At 38.0% G+C, this 18,418-nt stretch carries 19 protein-coding genes, 12 tRNA genes and 1 rRNA gene; 2 read left to right on the forward strand and 30 right to left on the reverse strand.

From position 1 onward, the window contains the following. The 14 genes from JOC48_RS07560 to JOC48_RS07625 form a co-directional block, all read right to left on the reverse strand. A 16S ribosomal RNA gene (locus JOC48_RS07560) occupies positions 1 to 94 on the reverse strand; the annotation flags it as partial. 87 nt (positions 95 to 181) lie between these two features. After that, a tRNA-Ile gene (locus JOC48_RS07565) sits at positions 182 to 258 on the reverse strand. A 6-nt stretch (positions 259 to 264) separates the two neighbouring features. After that, positions 265 to 338: transfer RNA gene (locus tag JOC48_RS07570), tRNA-Gly, on the reverse strand. A gap of 19 nt (positions 339 to 357) precedes the next feature. After that, positions 358 to 434, reverse strand: a tRNA-Pro gene (locus JOC48_RS07575). A gap of 4 nt (positions 435 to 438) precedes the next feature. Then, positions 439 to 512, reverse strand: a tRNA-Arg gene (locus JOC48_RS07580). A gap of 58 nt (positions 513 to 570) precedes the next feature. Beyond that, positions 571 to 657: transfer RNA gene (locus tag JOC48_RS07585), tRNA-Leu, on the reverse strand. 38 nt (positions 658 to 695) lie between these two features. Continuing rightward, a tRNA-Leu gene (locus JOC48_RS07590) sits at positions 696 to 780 on the reverse strand. Between the two features lie 35 nt (positions 781 to 815). Continuing rightward, a tRNA-Lys gene (locus JOC48_RS07595) sits at positions 816 to 888 on the reverse strand. A 329-nt stretch (positions 889 to 1,217) separates the two neighbouring features. Further along, a tRNA-Gln gene (locus JOC48_RS07600) sits at positions 1,218 to 1,292 on the reverse strand. A gap of 4 nt (positions 1,293 to 1,296) precedes the next feature. Continuing rightward, positions 1,297 to 1,373 (reverse strand) — tRNA-Asp (locus tag JOC48_RS07605). A gap of 48 nt (positions 1,374 to 1,421) precedes the next feature. Then, positions 1,422 to 1,493: transfer RNA gene (locus tag JOC48_RS07610), tRNA-Glu, on the reverse strand. Positions 1,494 to 1,501: 8 nt separating this feature from the next. Further along, positions 1,502 to 1,592 (reverse strand) — tRNA-Ser (locus JOC48_RS07615). A 2-nt stretch (positions 1,593 to 1,594) separates the two neighbouring features. Beyond that, positions 1,595 to 1,669: transfer RNA gene (locus JOC48_RS07620), tRNA-Asn, on the reverse strand. Positions 1,670 to 1,942: 273 nt separating this feature from the next. Next, positions 1,943 to 2,407 (reverse strand): SprT family protein, encoded by a 465-nt coding sequence (locus JOC48_RS07625; RefSeq protein ID WP_204498482.1) that lies wholly within the window; start codon positions 2,405 to 2,407, stop codon positions 1,943 to 1,945. An 89-nt stretch (positions 2,408 to 2,496) separates the two neighbouring features. Here JOC48_RS07625 and cmpA point away from each other — a divergent pair, with 89 nt between their 5' ends. Beyond that, the gene (cmpA, locus tag JOC48_RS07630; RefSeq protein WP_204498483.1) at positions 2,497 to 2,607 is read left to right on the forward strand and encodes a cortex morphogenetic protein CmpA; all 111 of its coding nucleotides are present in this window, start codon (positions 2,497 to 2,499) and stop codon (positions 2,605 to 2,607) included. Between the two features lie 83 nt (positions 2,608 to 2,690). On the opposite strand, the gene JOC48_RS07635 is transcribed toward cmpA, so the two are convergent. From JOC48_RS07635 to acpS, 15 genes are all read right to left on the reverse strand, one after another. Beyond that, entirely contained in the window at positions 2,691 to 4,829 is a 2,139-nt protein-coding gene (locus JOC48_RS07635; protein WP_204498716.1) for a Tex family protein, read from the reverse strand. A gap of 165 nt (positions 4,830 to 4,994) precedes the next feature. Beyond that, positions 4,995 to 5,588: a PP2C family serine/threonine-protein phosphatase gene (locus tag JOC48_RS07640; protein WP_204498484.1), complete on the reverse strand. Its 594-nt coding sequence runs from the start codon at positions 5,586 to 5,588 to the stop codon at positions 4,995 to 4,997. Continuing rightward, positions 5,588 to 6,379, reverse strand: coding sequence for an RNA polymerase sigma factor SigB (sigB, locus tag JOC48_RS07645; RefSeq protein ID WP_204498485.1), 792 nt, complete (start codon positions 6,377 to 6,379; stop codon positions 5,588 to 5,590). The genes JOC48_RS07640 and sigB overlap by 1 nt, the downstream gene beginning before the upstream one ends. Beyond that, positions 6,351 to 6,827, reverse strand: a complete 477-nt coding sequence (gene rsbW / locus JOC48_RS07650; RefSeq protein WP_204498486.1) for an anti-sigma B factor RsbW — start codon at positions 6,825 to 6,827, stop codon at positions 6,351 to 6,353. Before rsbW ends, sigB begins: the two co-directional genes overlap by 29 nt. A gap of 1 nt (position 6,828) precedes the next feature. Beyond that, positions 6,829 to 7,161 carry an anti-sigma factor antagonist gene (locus JOC48_RS07655; protein WP_204498717.1) on the reverse strand — a complete coding sequence of 111 codons (333 nt, stop codon included), beginning with the start codon at positions 7,159 to 7,161 and terminating at the stop codon, positions 6,829 to 6,831. A 59-nt stretch (positions 7,162 to 7,220) separates the two neighbouring features. Beyond that, on the reverse strand, positions 7,221 to 8,231 hold the full coding sequence (locus tag JOC48_RS07660; RefSeq protein WP_204498487.1) for a PP2C family protein-serine/threonine phosphatase: 1,011 nt from the start codon (positions 8,229 to 8,231) through the stop codon (positions 7,221 to 7,223). A 16-nt stretch (positions 8,232 to 8,247) separates the two neighbouring features. Beyond that, on the reverse strand, positions 8,248 to 8,649 hold the full coding sequence (locus JOC48_RS07665) for an anti-sigma regulatory factor (RefSeq protein ID WP_204498488.1): 402 nt from the start codon (positions 8,647 to 8,649) through the stop codon (positions 8,248 to 8,250). Between the two features lie 2 nt (positions 8,650 to 8,651). Beyond that, positions 8,652 to 9,008, reverse strand: coding sequence for an STAS domain-containing protein (locus tag JOC48_RS07670; protein ID WP_239584249.1), 357 nt, complete (start codon positions 9,006 to 9,008; stop codon positions 8,652 to 8,654). A gap of 5 nt (positions 9,009 to 9,013) precedes the next feature. Next, positions 9,014 to 9,883 carry an RsbT co-antagonist protein RsbRA gene (locus JOC48_RS07675; RefSeq protein WP_204498490.1) on the reverse strand — a complete coding sequence of 290 codons (870 nt, stop codon included), beginning with the start codon at positions 9,881 to 9,883 and terminating at the stop codon, positions 9,014 to 9,016. Between the two features lie 168 nt (positions 9,884 to 10,051). Continuing rightward, positions 10,052 to 10,402, reverse strand: a complete 351-nt coding sequence (locus tag JOC48_RS07680; RefSeq protein ID WP_204498491.1) for a type II toxin-antitoxin system PemK/MazF family toxin — start codon at positions 10,400 to 10,402, stop codon at positions 10,052 to 10,054. Positions 10,403 to 10,406: 4 nt separating this feature from the next. Next, a complete protein-coding gene (locus JOC48_RS07685) occupies positions 10,407 to 10,682 on the reverse strand; it encodes a CopG family ribbon-helix-helix protein (protein ID WP_275580726.1) in 276 nt (91 codons plus the stop codon). A 584-nt stretch (positions 10,683 to 11,266) separates the two neighbouring features. Next, entirely contained in the window at positions 11,267 to 12,409 is a 1,143-nt protein-coding gene (gene alr / locus JOC48_RS07690) for an alanine racemase (RefSeq protein WP_204498493.1), read from the reverse strand. 210 nt (positions 12,410 to 12,619) lie between these two features. Further along, positions 12,620 to 13,642 carry a LolA family protein gene (locus JOC48_RS07695; RefSeq protein ID WP_204498494.1) on the reverse strand — a complete coding sequence of 341 codons (1,023 nt, stop codon included), beginning with the start codon at positions 13,640 to 13,642 and terminating at the stop codon, positions 12,620 to 12,622. 57 nt (positions 13,643 to 13,699) lie between these two features. Then, complete coding sequence (locus tag JOC48_RS07700) at positions 13,700 to 15,217, reverse strand: NAD(P)H-hydrate dehydratase (protein WP_204498495.1); 1,518 nt, start codon at positions 15,215 to 15,217, stop codon at positions 13,700 to 13,702. 135 nt (positions 15,218 to 15,352) lie between these two features. Then, positions 15,353 to 15,709, reverse strand: a complete 357-nt coding sequence (acpS, locus tag JOC48_RS07705; protein ID WP_204498496.1) for a holo-ACP synthase — start codon at positions 15,707 to 15,709, stop codon at positions 15,353 to 15,355. A gap of 227 nt (positions 15,710 to 15,936) precedes the next feature. Between acpS and JOC48_RS07710 the strand changes: the two genes are divergently transcribed. Then, entirely contained in the window at positions 15,937 to 16,731 is a 795-nt protein-coding gene (locus tag JOC48_RS07710) for a rhomboid family intramembrane serine protease (protein ID WP_204498497.1), read from the forward strand. 87 nt (positions 16,732 to 16,818) lie between these two features. On the opposite strand, the gene cshA is transcribed toward JOC48_RS07710, so the two are convergent. Further along, entirely contained in the window at positions 16,819 to 18,285 is a 1,467-nt protein-coding gene (gene cshA / locus JOC48_RS07715) for a degradosome RNA helicase CshA (protein WP_338024246.1), read from the reverse strand. Positions 18,286 to 18,418: the final 133 nt, after the last annotated feature.

An 18,418-nucleotide genomic window follows, 5' to 3' on the forward strand; every position in this document is an offset into this window, starting at 1 on the left:
CCCGAAGGGCGATTGCTTGCTTCCCGCGCTCGACTTGCATGTATTAGGCACGCCGCCAGCGTTCGTCCTGAGCCAAGATCAAACTCTCCGATAAAGTTGAGTTTGCTTACTCAATAACTTGACTAGCTTTTCTTTCTTAACATACTGGTTGTTTTGTTCAGTTTTCAAAGATCAAATCTAATGGTGGGCCTGAGTGGACTCGAACCACCGACCTCACGCTTATCAGGCGTGCGCTCTAACCAGCTGAGCTACAGGCCCATTATTTGGAGCGGGTGAAGGGAATCGAACCCTCGACATCAGCTTGGAAGGCTGAGGTTTTACCACTAAACTACACCCGCATGATTTTATTAATTTAAATGGTCGGGAAGACAGGATTTGAACCTGCGACCCCTTGGTCCCAAACCAAGTGCTCTACCAAGCTGAGCTACTTCCCGGAAGCGCGCCCGAGAGGAGTCGAACCCCTAACCTTTTGATCCGTAGTCAAACGCTCTATCCAATTGAGCTACGGGCGCTTGTTAAAGCGACAATATTAAATATATCACATACAACGATTAATGTCAACACTTTTTTTGGTGCGGTCGAGAGGACTTGAACCTCCACGGGTTATTCACCCACTAGGCCCTCAACCTAGCGCGTCTGCCATTCCGCCACGACCGCATATATAATGATAGTTAATTTGCTACCACAAAAACCTTTGGTGCGGGTGGAGGGACTTGAACCCCCACGTCATAAGACACTAGATCCTAAGTCTAGCGCGTCTGCCAATTCCGCCACACCCGCTAATGATAGTTATTTTGCTATCGCAAATAACTTGATGAGCCATGGAGGATTCGAACCTCCGACCCTCTGATTAAAAGTCAGATGCTCTACCAACTGAGCTAATGGCTCCTGAAATGTATGCCCTTATTGTTTTGTAGCTTTTTCATTGGAGTGACCTCTGCATCTTCTAGCTTACTCGATGATGATTGATGCTTCGAGGTTACTCGTCGATTATTCATGGAAGCATCGCTCGTTGCTCTACCAACTGAGCTAATGGCTCCTAAAATGTATGTCCTTATTGTTGCGCTTATTCAGTAGAAGTATTGCTCGTTGTTCTACCAACTAAACAAAAAGTTAATAAAAACCCTATAAATAAGATAAAGCACATCAAAAGCTGTGCTTATCAGGTTTACTTTTATTCATGTGATTATGATTCGCATTTTGAATTGCATAAAAAATGGCTGGGCTAGCTGGATTCGAACCAGCGCATGACGGTACCAAAAACCGTTGCCTTACCGCTTGGCTATAGCCCAAAGATGGCGGTCCGGACGGGACTCGAACCCGCGACCTCCTGCGTGACAGGCAGGCATTCTAACCAACTGAACTACCGGACCAAAGATTTTTCGCAAAACGAAAATATCTTTCATTTTATGAAATAAAAGTGACCCGTACGGGATTCGAACCCGTGTTACCGCCGTGAAAGGGCGGTGTCTTAACCACTTGACCAACGGGCCATAAAAAATGGCGGAGGAGGAGGGATTTGAACCCTCGCGCCGCTTACACGACCTACACCCTTAGCAGGGGCGCCTCTTCAGCCACTTGAGTACTCCTCCACTGGCTCCACAGGTAGGATTCGAACCTACGACCGATCGGTTAACAGCCGATTGCTCTACCACTGAGCTACTGTGGAATAATAATTATTTAAGAGTTTGTCCATCTATCGACGCCACATTTATATCAGCGACGTTAAATATAATAACAAACAAACGAAAGTGTGTCAATAATTTTTTAAAACATTTTAGCAATCATTTTAACTAACAAATTTAATTAGCATAAGTACATGCATGAAAGACATAAATATAGTTTACAAATTCGCTTATGAATGGTCAAGTAACTATATTTTATTTCTTTTTTTCAAAGGCTTATTTAATTTAACATGGATAATAGTATTCGTCAATGCTTTTTACCCACTGTCTTTTTGCTTTAATTTTCCATTACACTTACCACATCTATATCGACTTACGTTAACAAATCGTTTCCTATTATATGCCTGTCCGCAACCTATACAAACATACGTATATTTGTATTTACCACGTGTCGACGGCAAAGGCTGACAATGCCTTGGCGATCCAGTTGCTTTTAGTAAATCCTTAAATGTTTTATCTCGATGATTATACCCTTTTCCTTCAATATGCAAGTGATAGTGACACAATTCATGTTTAATAATTCCTCGAAACTCTGCTTCACCTAACTCAACAAGATATTTTGGATTTAATTCTATTCTACGCTTTGCAGGTATGTACCTTCCACCAGTTGTTCGTAATCTGGGGTTAAATGCTACAGTATCCACAAACCTTTTTCCAAAGAATTCACTTGAAAGTTCATCGACTAATTGCTCTAGCTCTTCTTGGGTCATCAATACCGCCATTTTTCACACCAACCATTCTATTTGCATAAATTAAAATAGTCAAATAACATTCTGCAAAATCAAATATTTTGTCGAGGAGGACGGAAAAAATGCCTAGCTGGTTTAAAAATCAAATGTCCAAGGCCTTCCTTGCAAAAGATAAATATCAGATAAAAGTGTTGAATCAATGTTGGTTTTTTTATAGAGATAAAATTCTGTAAACTATCTAATCGCTAAGGACAGGGTGACAAAATAACCATACTTACCTTCCCTTTATTGTCGTTCCTTGTCACCCTTTTTTCTTTTATTCCTTAACCATGGATAAGGCTATTCTCTGCTTGTCAACATCAACATTCTCGACCCATACAGTTACCACGTCACCAACAGCAGCAATATCCATTGGATGTTTTACATACTGCTTTGACATTTTTGATATATGAACCAAACCATCCTGTTTTACCCCTATATCTACAAACACACCAAAATCAACAACGTTACGAACTGTTCCTTGTAGCTCCATACCTGGTTTTAAATCTTCCATTGCTATAACATCTTGCTTTAATAAAGGCTTTGGAAGGTCATCGCGAGGATCACGCCCAGGACTTATAAGTGATTTTAGAATATCCTTTAATGTTGGCTCACCAACGCCGATTCTCTCTGCTAAGTCGCTTACATTAATAGAAGATAATTGTTCCTTTAATGTATCAGAACCCAAATCAGCTGTAGTACAATCAATCATATTTAAAAGCTGTTTCGTCGCATCATAACTTTCCGGGTGAATCGGTGTGCGATCTAACGGTTCTTCTCCTTCTAACACTCTTAAGAAGCCTATACATTGCTCATACGTTTTTTCCCCTAATCTTGGGATTTTTTTTAGTTGCTTTCGATTCGTAAACCTACCTTCCTCGTTCCTTTGTTTAACGACATTGTTTGCAACAGTTTTACTTAAGCCCGATACATATTGAAGTAATGAAGGAGAAGCTGTGTTTACATTGACACCAACTTGGTTCACCGCTGTTTCCACTACAAATGTTAGAGACTCGTTTAAACTTTTCTGACTAACATCGTGCTGATATTGTCCAACCCCTATTGATTTTGGATCAATTTTTACTAACTCTGCCAATGGGTCCTGCACCCTTCTAGCAATCGATACAGCACTTCTTTCTTCTACTTGTAAATCAGGGAACTCTTCTCTTGCTAGCTTTGAAGCCGAGTAAACACTCGCCCCTGCTTCATTTACGATAAGGTAAGGTACATTTAATTTATGTTCATTGATCATATCAGCAACAAATTGCTCCGTCTCTCGTGAGGCAGTACCATTACCAATTGCGATAAGTTCAATGGAAAACTGTTCTAGGAATTTTAGAATAGTCGCTTCAGCACCCTTTTTATCATTTTTAGGAGCAGTTGGATAGATCACATCAATGGCATGGACTTTTCCAGTATCATCTATCACTGCAAGTTTACACCCTGTACGATAAGCCGGATCGACACCTAACACCGTTTTCCCCTTTAATGGCGGCTGTAACAATAAATTTTGTAAATTCTTTGAGAACACTTCAATTGCCTGCTGCTCTGCTTTTTCTGTTAGCGTATTTCTTATTTCTCGTTCAATAGAAGGTTGAATCAAGCGCTTATAGCTGTCTTCTATGGATTGCTGCAACAGCTCCTCCAATTCCTTACTACAATTTTTATCTATTACATTTTTATTTAAATAAGTAAGGATAATCTCCGTTGGTGGAAGTATAGCAACTTTTAAAGCATCTTCCTTTTCTCCACGGTTTAAGGCAAGGATACGATGGGCTACAATAGCACGAACAGGTTCTTCGTATGAATAGTACATTTCATAGACACCTTTTTCGTCCTTTTCCTTATTTTTAACCTCAGCCCGAATCGAACCTTCTTTAAAAGTCTTGTCTCTTATGTATTCACGATATTGCGGATCATCAGAGACCCATTCAGCAATAATATCATTGACGCCTGCAAGCACATCTTCAATTGTTGTTAGGTCGTGCTCCTCAGAAAGGTAGCCTTTTGCTTCTTCAACGATGGATGAAACACTCTGATCCCACACCAGCTTTGCAAGAGGTTCCAGTCCCTTTTCTTTAGCAATCGTTGCTCTCGTTCTTCGCTTTTGCTTGTAAGGCCGATAGAGATCTTCTACCTTCTGTAATTTATTCGCTTTTTGAATATCTGCTTTTAATTCCGGTGTTAATTTACCTTGATCGTCGATTAATCGAATTACCTCTTGCTTTCTTGCGGCTAATTGGAGTGCATAATCCCACTTATCCTGTATCGTTTTAATTTGCACTTCATCTAATGTACCTGTTTGTTCTTTTCTATATCTAGCAATAAAGGGGACCGTATTGCCCTTTTCTAACAAAGATATTACTTGTTTAATTGATGCAAAAGATATACCGGTTGACTGTGCGACTAACTGCATCAATTCATTTCTATTTATTTCTTCACTCACTGCTTGTCATCCTCCTAACTATTCATCCATTCATTTTACCAAACTATCCTTTACTTTCCCAACGACATAAAAAACTCGGCTTGTCCCAATAAGCAAGCCCCTACCGTATTTTTAGATAGGGGCCTTAGAAAAATTTCAAGAATATTTCATTGCAATTAAGGTCGTGTCGTCACTCTGTTTCGTGCCACCAGTTGAAGCAAATGTTTCTGTTATTTGATGCACATCTTTTCCAAAGAAGTATTTTTCCGATAATTCACTGGTTCGAACACCGTCTGAAAACATAATAAAAACCATACCTTCTTTCAAATCATCTCGTTGAACTTTAATCGGTCTTTGACAACCTCCGAGATAACCTGAATTCGGTATATTTCGCTTTTTCTCTAAATTGGATGAAATCGTCATTACGCCAATATTACCAATTGAAGTAAAGGTATATTTTTTATTAAGAAAGTCAATCTTCAATACACCTAATACCACTCCACGTTTCCCAACTAATGCTTTATTGCATAATTGGATAAGACGGTTTACAGATACATGCGTATTTTGTTCAATGATATCCATAACTGCCTGGGAAGACTCCTTGGCATACGGTCCACTCCCAAGCCCATCTGCTAATGCACAGACAAATTCCGAGTCATTTTCTTGAAAATAATAACTGTCACCACAACAATAGTTTCCTTGTTTTGCCTTTTGATAGACTGACACTTGGATACGTTTGTCTGCGTGCATTAATTTATTCCCTCCGAGCTGTCTGTTTGCAACGCTTCACGCAATTTCCTCAGCGCCCGTCTTTGTATTCGTGATACATGCATCTGGGAAATTCCTAATAAATCACCTGTTTCTTTTTGACTCATATTTTCATAATACGTGCATGTTAATATCTCTTGTTCACGATCCGTTAAAATTGGTAATACCTTTTCTAATAATAATTGTTGATCTATGTTTTCATATCCTTCATCCGGGTTACCAACTAGGTCAAGGATTGATACTGTGCTTCCATCTGAATCCGCTTCTATTTTTCGGTCGACAGATAAAGCTTTGTAGCTCCTACCCATCTCCATCGTTTCAAGTACATCCTCTTCACTAACTTCGAGATAATTTGCAATTTCTTTTATGGATGGAGATTTTTGTTTTTCTAATGTTAATTGTTCTGTTGCTTTCTTGATTTTTGGCCCAAGCTCCTTAATTCTTCTGGGAACGTGGACACTCCAGGTTTTATCTCTGATAAACCGTTTAATCTCACCAATTATGGTTGGGATGGCAAAAGATTCAAATGATTTACCGAGCGAAGGATCATATCTTTTAATTGCAGCTAATAAGCCCAGCATACCAACTTGAACAAGATCTTCATGAATCGAGCTGTTTTTAGAATATTTCCGCGCAATTGATTTAACTAGGTCCTGATATGCTAGTACTATCTTTTCTTGAATAATCTTATCTTGAGGATTCTCTTGTAGTTGTTCTATCCATCTGTAAACCTCATCCTCACGATTACTGTGTGGTTGAGATTTGGTCGTCATCGAACCCCACCTCATTCTTATGGAGAAACTTTGTCATCAATACAATTACTCCATAATCATTATTTATCTCAACCTTATCCATTAATGCATCAATTAAAAATAATCCAAAACCGCCTTCTCTTAACTCTTCAACTGATTCTGTCTGCCTATAGGGGCCGATATCAGCTTTTACTTTTGTTAAATCAAAACTCTCTCCTCGATCAGCAACCATTACTTCCAATCGATTTTTGTAAACACCAAACCCAACGGTAACCTCTCCGTCTTCCCTTTCATCATAGGCATGGGTTACTGCATTTGTCATCGCTTCTGAAATAGCAACCTTTAAATCCTCGATATCCTCATACGTAAACCCCATTCGGTTAGCAATCCCAGAAACACTTAAACGAACTACTCCTATATATTCAGCTTTGGCAGGAACTTTCAACTCTATGAAGTCAAAGTGTTTCATATCAATTTCCACCTCGTACTGTTGAGTCAATCGTAATAATGCTATCTAAACCTGTAATCTCGAATAATCTCAAAATTCTATCTTCTAAGTTCATGAGCTTTAGCTGGCTATTATTGGCTTTCGTAGACTTCAGTGCACTGATGAAAACTCCTAAACCAGTACTATCCATATAACTCACATTTTCTAAATTCACTTCAATTAATGTACCCTCTTTTTTAGTTAAAGGTAGCAAGTTTTCTTTTAATTTCGGAGCTGTGTAGGCATCGACTTCCCCAGTAAGTAAAACAAGAACAGTTGTTTTATTTTTTTCTGCCACTTCGACTTCCAGGTTCATATTCATGCGCTTACCTCCAAGATTATCGTTTGTGGTTTTTTTCCCCTATTTCCTTCTTATTAAACATTTTTACGAATGATAATCAACGTAAAATCATCTCTTAATTGGAATCCTTGTAATCGCTCAAAATGTTTATAAACCTGCTCTACAGCTTCTTGAGCAGGAAGATGTATGTATTTTTTAATAACCTCCAGCACTTCTTCACGTTCAATAAATCGGTTACCAACACGACATTCCGTTACTCCATCTGTCAGCAAAATAATCATGTCACCATGACTTATTTCTATTTCATATTGTTGATATGTTGTATCTTTTGAAACACCTAAAACAAGGCCTTTCGTTTTAATTTCTCTAAATTCGTTTGTTGATGCATGATAAAATAAGCCTGGCTCGTGTCCGGCTGAGGCGTAAGAAAAAGTTTCAGAATTCAAATTGTACAGCCCATAAAACATTGTAATAAACATTCCTTGATCAACGTTTCTTTCTACAACACGATTTAAATTTTCAAGGATTGAACATGGGTTTCGTTGGCTTTCAGAGAAACTATCCATTGAATATTTTATCATTGACATTGCTAACGCAGCAGGTATCCCTTTCCCTATCACATCAGCAATAGCAACCCCTATCGATTGCTGGTTATCCGACACAAAATGATAGTAATCACCATTCATCTGGTTAGCTGGAACACTTATAGCGCCAATATCTACTCCTTTTATGTTCGGTTTCTCCGTAGATAAAAGTGTTTGCTGCATGTTTGCTGCTACAGAAATTTCAGACTTTAATTCTAGTTGCTGCTCCCTTAATGATTGCATTTCCTGATAAGCTAATCCATAGGAAATCATCGTTTCAAGCAAGAAGTTAAGAGAATAATCCACTTCTTTTGGAAGATCTGGATATAACTCTTTTAATGCTTGAATATGAACATTTATTATTTCTTCAGGAGATATATTATGTTGAATAGATAACTTACTAAACTGTTCCGCTTGATAAAGCGCATTTTCATCTAAAAATTTAATATATTGCTTCAACAAGTTACGATAATTATCGATATCAAGCTTTAAGTTACGCAATCAAATCCCCCTCGCTTTATCGAACCCACTTTATGGCTCGTATCTCCGTCCCCTTTCCAGGATCAGAAATAATGTCAAATTCATCCATCAAACGCTTCACACCTGGGAGACCTGCACCAAGACCTCCAGATGTGGTATAACCATCTTCCATTACTTGACTAATATCTTTAATTCCCGGTCCATTATCAGTTGCAATCACTAACAAACCTTTTTGGTTTATATCGTTCATCATTTCAAAGCAAATTTTTCCGGTTCCTGCATATAAATATATATTCCTAGCAAGTTCGGATATAGCTGTAGCAATTCGTGCTTGATCAACGGTACCAAAACCAATTTCTTTTGCTCTGTCTCTACCTAATTGGCGAGCACCAACGATATCCCACTCTTTTTGTATGTTTACACAGGTTTGGAAGTTCATAGTTACTCCTCCAATTCCTGGCGCAGTTTAATCAATCCTTGTTCTAAGTCTAATGCAGTCGGGACATCCTGCAGATGGATACCTAGATCAATAAGTGTCATAGCTACAGCAGGCTGGATTCCAGTCAGAACAACCTTCGCCCCCATCAGGTCCGACATTGCAACAACATCACCAAGTACTTTAGCAATGAATGAATCAATAATCTCAACAGAAGTTAGATCAATAACTACTCCAGTAGCACCACTTTTATGAATCTTGCTAAGTAAATCTTCCTGAAACTGTATTGCAGTTTGATCATCCAAATCTATTTGTATCGTTATAAGCAAATAATTATGCAACTTTAGAATTGGAATCCTCAATATTATCACTCCTTATTTAGTGAGTCTAGTAGCTTTTCTACACCATCCTCTTTATTACCGGATTGAACAATTCTTCTATTCGTCAACTCTAATGCAGTCTGAACACCCTTCCGCAAAGAGCTTTTAGTAGGAAATTTCCTTAAATCTATTCCAAGGTTAACGATCGTTTGAGCAATTTCCGGACGTATTCCAACCAAGATACATGTAGCACCAATTAACCGAACAGCTTCAGCAGCCTGAATAATATGATGAGCTACCATTGTATCTACAACTGGAACTCCTGTAATATCAATGAGTACAACTTCAGCATTATGCTTAATTACACCGTCCAATAGGTTTTCCATAATTAATTTTGCCCGGTCCGTATCAATCGTCCCTATCAAAGGCATAACTGTGATATTATCCATAACCGGAATTAATGGGGCTGACAGTTCCTGCAAGGCTACTCTTTGCAAAGAAACCGTATGCTCCCAGCTTCCTGAGTATTCATTTACTAATTGATTAATAATCGGGTCCACCCAATTATCAACCATATCTAGTACGATAGCAAAATCCTCTGAATCTATTTTTTCAGATTGAGTAAGAATGAAATCAATGGTAACCCTTCGAAATGTTTGTAATCCATCTGTTATGTAGCTTAACGGCCAGCCGAGGTTAATCAGCCTTTCTGAAAAATCATCTAACTCACTTGTAATCCTTTGCTTGTCAACGCTAGTAAAAATGACATTAACAAATTCTCGATTGGTGCTTTCAAACAACTCCTCCGAAATAGTAGAAGTATATTCATTACTTCTGTTCTTTGAAATCTCTTCTAGCCATTTCTTAACAATTGAATCACTATTATTAAGAACAAGATTTTTTAATTGCTTATCCATATTCTCCCCTCCACGTTCCTAACGACAATATTATTTTCATTTTTACACGTTTACTTCATACAAGCAAATGTTTACACTCTTATCGATTACTTTTTAAAACGACAAAAAACCCTTGTCTATTATGGTGACAAGGGCGGCGAACAGTAGTCCATGAAAATTTTTAAATCATTAGAAATCAGCAAGTCCTAAACTTATTTCCAATGCTTTATTAATTTTTTCCATCATATTATTGTCCAACTGAGTGATTTTATCTGTTAAACGCTGTTTATCAATCGTTCTAATTTGTTCCAGCAAAATAACCGAATCACGTTCAAAACCATACTTTTCCGCATCTATTTCCACATGCGTTGGCAATTTTGCTTTTTGTATCTGCGCGGTTATCGCAGCTACAATAACCGTTGGACTAAAACGGTTACCAATATTATTTTGTAGGACCAACACTGGACGAACGCCCCCCTGCTCTGATCCAACTACAGGGGAAAGATCGGCGAAATAAACCTCGCCTCTTTTTACAATCAAACCTTTACACCCCGCTCACTAAGCGCTCAAGGGTGTTTTCGGCCTCCTCTTCAGCCTGGAAAGCTTCTGAAGCGATATTAAGATTAATTTTTGCCATTTCCATATAGCCTCTTTGCATGGATTCACGAATATGACGTTTTTTCTTTTCACGCAAATACGATTTTGTTGCCTGACAAATGAAGTCGCTTAGATCACTATTCTCACTTTTCATTAGACCGTCCACCTCATTGAGTAGGTTTTTTGGTAATCGTACTACAATCTCTTGTAAGCTTTCTGACAAAACCATACACCTCCACCATATATACAAGCCCAGTCTGTTTAAGTCCGTGTTCAAAAAGATAGCAAAGGCAAAACAAAAACAAGTCAAGGCGGGCAAACTTCTAAAAAACAAGGAAAGTCTCCTTGAATCTGCATTAACAATAAAAAAGCGATTTTTCTTTTATAGCGGAAGGCTATTTAAACTGGAAAATCCCTTCATTACCTTGCCTTGCACGAGGAATTCTGCTCCGTTCACTAAACTAGAGATACGCAAGTGTAACACACTTCTACTAGGGACGCAAAAACGAGCCAGTGAAGAGTGCCTCGCGTGTCACTTCATTCTTTTTGAACAACCTTTTTCATCCATTACTAATCATATCACTCAGTAAACTGCATTGCAAAGGCAATCCGCAATTTTTTTCAAGAAAAAAATATGGTATTTTCTCTTGTGCCTGATTTACGCTTTTTTAACGACTAAGAAATTATAACTGAACCTTTCTTAAATAATTAGGACACCTAAATATTAACTATTCGATAGAAAACGAAAAATTCCTCTTACCATTTTATACAATTATTATGTTTGTCATGCATTTTTTGTATATTTAATTACTCAATCTTTAAACCATTTTCAAAATAAAGTCTTGGAATACGATAACTAAGCATACAAGAAATTTCATAATTAATGGTATCCAGTTTTTCAGCCCAATCATCCATGGAAACTTCTGTATTATTTTGTTTACCAATTAATGTTACTTTTGTCCCAACTGGATATGGACTATCTAACCTTACCATTAACTGGTCCATGCAAATCCTACCAACGATTGGCATCAATTTCCCTTCGATCATTACATTTGAGCCTTGTAATTTTCTTTGAATTCCGTCTGCATAGCCAAGTGGGATTGTCCCTATCCATTCTTCCTCTTCAGTGGTATAGGTAGCCCCATAGCTTATGGATTCCCCAGGCGGCAGTCTTTTGACGTGTGTTAACCTGCTATATAAGGAGAGTGCAGGTTTTAAATCAATGGGTTTTTCTTTTTTTACATGTGGGGAAGGATATAATCCATACATACTAATCCCAAAACGAACATAGTGCCTCATGTGTTCAGGAAAACGCATACTAGCTGCACTATTACCAGTATGAACCTTAACATCGCTCTTTCCCCATCTGGATTCAAATGCCTGCATTAGGCGGTTAAAATGTTTTAATTGTTTTTGAAAATAAGATTCATCTTTCTCATCTGCAGTTGCGAAATGAGTAAAAATACCATCTAATTCAAAGCGTTCATCATCCAGTTCATCAAGTATTTCAAATAATTCCTGCTCTGTTCTTAGTCCGACTCTTCCCATTCCAGTATCCCATTTCATATGCAGCTTTAGATGATTGGTCCCTAAAACTTCTTTTACTTCTTTTAGCCATTCTTTTTGAAAAAATGTCACAGTAACATCATAGGACGCAGCAATCCCCGCGTCCTCAGGTCGAATCCACCCCATTACTAATATCGGAACAGTAATCCCAGCATGTCTTAGTTTTATAGCTTCATCCAGTATAGCAACTGCTAACCCGCTGGCCCCCGCTTCCATTGCCTTTTTTGCAACTTCCTTATCTCCGTGTCCATAGCCATTTGCTTTGACAACTGCATATATTTTCGTGTTTTTTGAAAGGCGAGTTTTCAATTGTCTAACGTTATAAGCGATGTGCTCTAATTCTATTTCAATCCAAGAATCTCTAAAAAATGTACGTTGCTTCATCTGGTTTACCTTCCCTTTTAATTATGAATAAAAGTTGGGACTACTATTTAACCCAATACTTTAACATCTATTTTCCGACTATTTTTCTCAATTATTTACTTGTAAAAGGGGAGTTGTCAAATAAAGAAGGCCAATAGGGGTCTGACCCCCCCTTTCGTTACAGGCAAAAAAATAAAAGCAGACCCTTCTGGCTGAGCCTGCTTGTTACGTTTATTTCTCTGATTGACCTGCTACGGAACTTGCTACATCAATCATTTCTTCTCTTGTTAACTCTTCACTTGCTAAATAGTAGTTCACTCCGTTATGTGTCCATTCTAGTGATTTATCTGTAAGTGCACCCATCGTAAAGTCAAGGCTTACTGGTTCACCACTTACTGTTTTCGGACTAGATGCGCTTGTAGGATAAACATCAACTCTTTCTTGAACAATCGTAAAATTCTTTTCCCCTTCATAGGTTAGAATTACTCGTTTCCCATTTTCCATTTCTACTTCTTTCGTTTCAACTAATTCTGAACCTATTGTTTCCGTAGGGTATAGAACAGTTAAATCTTTTGTTTCTACAGTTTCCTGATCTGCCATCACAGGTACACCTAGTAGACCACTAGTCATATTTTTTTCCATTTCAAAGGTGTCATCTGCTAATTCAGGGTTTAACTCAAAGTTAGAGAATTCCACTTCAACCACCGAATTGCTATCTTTATCTAACACCTTAACTAAAGCTGGGGTGAATGTTTTTTTGTCGAAATAAATTTCTTGGTAAGGTAAATTATTATTGTTTTGATAGTTCGTTTTTGTTTTAAACACATAGTAATTTTCCGTTGATTCAAATCCTGCCTCTGAATCATTTAACACGTCTTTCACTAAAGATTGATACAAATAAGGCTGACTACTATTGTTCGGCCAATCACTCTGAAATTTAAAGCTTTTATTTAATGCCGGAGTTAATACAAAGACCCCATCATCATTTCTTAAAATAACCTGACTACCTTCTTCATCTTTTTCATTTTTCAATACTACGCGATAATACTCTTTCTTTTTGTGCGCAATATCAATCTTATACGACTGACTTTCTTTTCCGGTGTTTAAACTCATACTGGCGTTTGCTTTATAACCGCTCATTTCTTCTACATTAGATTCTAGTTTTTTAATGACGTCTTCTTTAGATTTTTCCCCACAAGCCGCTAAAACCAACACCATTAAGACGATGATTCCGAAGCTGAAATATTTTCTCATGGTCACAACTCCTTTGTCTCATTTCAAAGGACAAAGGGAACGCACACACCTGCAAATCTAAGAAAATGTACGAAATACTGAAGCTAACCCTTGAATGACATCTGTCGCTAATAGATCTTGCTTAGAATGCTTGTTAACAATTAGATTGTCTGCAGCTTTCCCATGAATATAACAACCATTAGCCAATGCTTCTACTAATAATTGCGGCTGCATCACCATCGAAAGTAATATACCTGATAAAACATCACCGCTTCCACCCTTTGCTAACCCAGCGTTTCCAGAAGTATTCACCCACTGCTTACCTTTAGGGTCTGTAACAATGGTAAATGGCCCTTTCAGTATAAGGTGAACTTGATAGGTCTTGGAAAATTCCTCCGCTATACGAAACGGCTTTGATATAATTTCTTTCACTGGAATTCCAGTTAACCTCGACATTTCTCCTGGATGTGGCGTTAAGATTGAAGGGAATTCGCGTTGCTTTAAAAGTTCAAGGTCATCACTAATATGGTAAAGCCCATCTGCATCAACAATCACAGGGCAATTTGCTTCTTTGATTAATTGTCTCGTTAACTCAGCTGTATCTTCTGATCTTCCCATGCCCATACCGATGGCTATAGCATTGTAGACGGAGTAATCAAGGCATTGGGAACCTGTTATCACTCCCTTTTCACTATCCAAAGGAATAAAAGTTGCTTCCGCGCAATGGGAGACAATCGATGGTATAACCTCATTTACCGTTCCAACCGACACTAATCCTGCTCCTGACCTCAAGGAAGATAATGCTGTCATTGCAATAGAACCTGGCATTTCGCGACTTCCACCAACAATAAGGCCTTTTCCATGAGTACCCTTATGAGAATAATCATCTCTTTTTGGTAAGGTAAAATGCACTTGCTCCTCTGTCCAGACCTTACGTGCAGTTACTTGATCAAACGACGCTAGTGGTAAGCCAATTTTCACTACTTCCCACTTTCCATAATACTTAGCGGTGTGTTGTAAAAATGCACTCATTTTCGGCGCTTCGATAACAAAGGTATAATCGGCCCAAACCCCTGTATCAAAAGACACTCCCTCATCTGCAGGAATCCCACTTGGAATATCAACAGATAACTTTACCGTGTTTGATTGATTAACTGCTTCAATGATTTGATGAAAAGGTGGTCGCAATTTACCTTTTATGCCAATTCCAAAAATAGCATCAATAACCACAGTTGCCTCCTTCAAAAAGGCAGCTATTTCCTTTCCCTGATCGTCAACATGAACCTTACCACCAAAGTTTATATACAACTGTTTATGATACGCAGCATCACCTCTGATTTTCTCATCAGGAACGAGCTGTAAAACAGTTACATGAAACCTTTGATTACATAAAGTTCGTCCAATCACAAAGCCGTCTCCACCATTATTACCGGCACCAACTAAAATAAGAATCCGGCTGTTTTTGGCAAGCAGAGGAATCATACTTTCGGTAATTGATCTACCGGCATTTTCCATCAATATTCTTCCATCTATGCCCCCCTTTTCCATTGCAACACGATCCATTTCGTACATTTCATTTGCGGTGACTATGTGCACAATGTTCCCTCCTACCCGCACTAAAATATATGAGACAAACTATTCGAATATGCAGACTAGCCTGACAAGCTGCAAAAAGATTTCTAGGCAAGTACCATTTTTTTCACAATATCAACTCAAATAATGTCTATATTTCTATACCTCTATGACTACTTGTGCAACGGCATAGGCTTCACTATGAGAGATGGAGACAAACAGCTTATTCGAAGGATAATTTCTTATTACAATCTCTGGGGCACCCTTCTGATTAGGTAAAATTTCGATTTCCTGAAAACCTAGTGCTCCAATTCCAGTACCTGCTGCCTTAGCAAATGCTTCCTTTGCAGCAAACCTTCCAGCAATAAACTCCATTCTTCGCCTCTGGTTGGTAAAACCCTGTAAACATTCTCTTTCTTTTTGGGTTAGAATTCTTTCTGCTAACCGACTGTTTTTTTCCAGGCTTTTCTCTATTCGTTTCAGTTCTACAATATCGATTCCAATTCCTTTAATCATAATGAACCAACCCTTTATATGTTTATTGTACAAAAAGTCTTCCTCGAGGAGAACACGCACTTTTCAAAAACGACAAGTAAATATAGAACAAGTATAACGTAGAACATTTTTTACTTCTACGCTACATCCATACTCATACAATAGTGTTAGCAGAAATACTTGTTGTTTGTGAACCGTTAGTTAGATGAAGTATGATATAGAAAGAAAAAGTATAAAAGGAGTACATTATGTTTATTCGTACGGAAAGCTTGAGACAATTTATTCGCTTTTATCCAGTAGTCACTACAATCATAGCAATACAACTTGGGGTTTGGCTTATCGTTTTAATTTTTCCATTCATCCAAAGCCTATTGAGCCCATTTGGTGTAATCATCCCACCAATCGGAGATTTTTTATATCAGTGGGGAACAGGTGTAAACCTTTATATCAGTCAAGGGGAGTACTGGCGCCTAGTCACTTCCATCTTTCTACACAACCCATATGGTGTCATGCATGTATTGTTTAACTCTTTTTCCTTAGTATTATTTGGTCCGGCGTTAGAGCAAATGCTCGGGAAAGTGAAATTTATAACCGTTTACTTACTTGCTGGTATTATCGGAAATGTGTGTACTTGGCTAATGGATCCAAACGCCTTCTACTTTCATCTAGGGGCTTCAGGAGCTATTTATGGTTTATTTGGATTATATATGTTTATGATTTTCTTTGAAAAACATTTAATTGACCGTGCTAACGCTCAAATCATTATGATTATTTTAATAATAGGACTGGTAATGACGTTTCTGCGACCAGGTATTAATGTATATGCCCATGTGTTTGGATTTATTGGTGGTGTGGCATTAGGTCCAATCTTTTTACGGAACGCACAGCCCTTTTCTATTTGGAAAAATACAAGCAGTCCAAGAGATGACTCGATTCAATTTAATCCAAACCGTTGGAGGAAAAAGAGGTTTCCGCTAAAAAATGTTTTTTGGATCGTTATTATTATTTTGGTATTAATCGGCTTATTCGGCAGGTTCCTGTAATTGATTCAGGTTGCTGTTTCTTTGTAGACAGCAATTCTGAAAGAAAAAAAAGTGCTATCAGTTATATTGACAGCACTTCTAAGCATTTTAATAGCTCTGTTTTCGATTCGTGTTCGGATTTGCTCCCCGTTTATTTTTAAAATTACGATTTCGGGAAGGTTTTCCTTTTCTTGAAAAATTTCGGTTTTTGTCACCTCGGAAATTTTTCCCTTTATTGTTGGACGTCTTCTTGACGCTGACTGGCTGTACAGATGACAAGGTTACTGGAGCATTACGGCGCTCCTTCGTCATCATTTTTAATACTGCAGAAACAATGGTAATCGAATCGTATTGATCAAGTAATTCTACAGCTGTTTCTCTGTAATCACCCAAATCTTTTTTCTCAATCGTAGAGATAATATTATCAACGGTCACCTGCTGCTGACCTCGACGTGCTTCATCCACAGAAGGAGCCTGCATCCGTTTCACTTTACTTTTTGTTACCTTCTCAATTAAATGAAGATGTGGCATTTCTCTCGGTGTGATAAATGAAATTGCCTCTCCACCTTTACCTGCTCGACCTGTTCTTCCGATTCGGTGAACATAGCTTTCTGGATCCTGTGGAATATCGAAATTGTACACATGTGTAACCCCAGAAATATCAAGACCACGAGCAGCCACATCTGTCGCAACTAATATTTCAATTCGCCCGTTTTTAAATTTGTTTAACACAGACATCCTTTTTCCTTGTGTTAAATCACCATGGATCCCTTCAGCCCGAAAACCACGTGCATGAAGTCCTTCTGTTAATTCATCGACTCTTTTTTTCGTACGTCCAAAAATAATCGCTAATTCTGGTGCATGAACATCCAATAAATTTGTTAACGTATCAAACTTTTGTTTTTCATTTACCTCTACAAAAAATTGATCGATATTGGATACAGTCATTTCTTTTGATTTCACTTTGACTTCTTCCGGCTTTTTCATTAATGTTGTCGCAATATCCCTAATTTCCTTTGGCATTGTGGCTGAAAATAAAAGCGTCTGCCTTTGCTCAGGGATAGCCTTTAAAATATCTCTAATATCATCAATAAAGCCCATATTCAGCATTTCGTCCGCTTCATCCAGTACGGCTGTATGCACATTACTAGTATTAATTGTTTTCCTTCGAATATGGTCAAGAAGTCGCCCAGGCGTCGCAACAACAATGTGTGGACCATCCTTTAAAGCTCTTATTTGACGTTCCATGTGCTGGCCACCATAAACTGGAAGGGTTCGGACCCCTTTAAATTTACCGAGTCGATGAATTTCCTCAGACACTTGGATGGCAAGTTCTCTTGTAGGAGCAACCACCAATCCTTGAATTTTTTTCATGTCTTGATTTATCTTTTCTAACATAGGAATTCCAAAAGCAGCAGTTTTCCCCGTTCCAGTTTGGGCTTGTCCAATAACATCTTTTCCCTGTAATCCTAATGGAATTGTTTGTTCTTGAATCGGTGTTGCTTCTTCAAATCCCATCTTTTCTAAAGCCTTCATAATTGGTTTAGATATACCTAATGAATTAAAAGTTGTCACGTTCTTTTTCTACCCTTTCTTTTAAAAATCATGTATTTTACAATCGACACATGAATTTGCATTTATTCCAAAATCGAGCAATTAAACAAGAGTTATTATTTATTTTCAGTGATTTTGGTTTATACTATTCCCA

Origin of the sequence: Aquibacillus albus, assembly GCF_016908325.1 — a bacterium.
GTDB lineage: Bacteria > Bacillota > Bacilli > Bacillales > Amphibacillaceae > Aquibacillus_A > Aquibacillus_A albus.